The sequence below is a fragment of the Thiolapillus sp. genome (assembly GCF_048562965.1).
GTDB classification, from domain to species: domain Bacteria; phylum Pseudomonadota; class Gammaproteobacteria; order Chromatiales; family Chromatiaceae; genus Thiolapillus; species Thiolapillus brandeum_A.
Map to the genome: position 1 here is coordinate 1 of NZ_JBHNMF010001390.1, position 655 is coordinate 655.

Consider the following 655-nt stretch of genomic DNA (forward strand, 5'->3'; position numbering starts at 1 on the left):
AAACATTAACATCGCTTCTGTATTTAGCAAGAGCTTCCAGACGTGTACTCATGATCCCACTCTGATCCGTATATTGTCGGGATGGGCTCGGCCATGCTCATCCACGGTAAGTGCTTGCAAGCTGATTTCATCACCGGACGGCTCTTCTCCGATTAGATCATCGAGCCTTTTGATCAACCTTAATTTGAAATCCAGAAAATCTTCGTTGCATTGACGGGAAAAGCTTGCCGGTAAACTGCCATTTGCGACACGAATAAGATACTCAAAATGGGTAAGCTGAAGGGGTAGACTGTCCACAATACCATCACCGTCGGCTGCAGGATCAACGATCTGTAAGCATGGTGTAACACCGTCGGTTCCCAAGGAAAAATTCAGGTAGGGGTCTCTTCTGTGGCGGGTTGTTGGCAAATCATAATTCAGAAGAGAAGCAATACGACCTCTACCATCACCACCTGATGATGCAAGATAAAGTTCCGTTCCGTCATCTATCATCATGCCGCAGAATGTTCTGTTTAAACCTTGAACAAGAAGTTCTATCGTCCTTGATGTGTTACCACCGTTTTTTAATCCTTCTACGAAATCCAGAAACTGTCCCGATGCTTGGTAAACCGTTAAACGCCAAGGATCAAGGGTGGATTCGTCTGGTAAAGAGAAG

At 45.3% G+C, this 655-nt stretch carries 1 protein-coding gene; it reads right to left on the minus strand.

Annotated features, from left to right (window positions below):
• Positions 1–48 precede the first annotated feature (48 nt).
• Positions 49–655: hypothetical protein (locus ACOCD2_RS24500; RefSeq protein WP_419596205.1), on the minus strand; the 607-nt coding region annotated here is incomplete at its 5' end.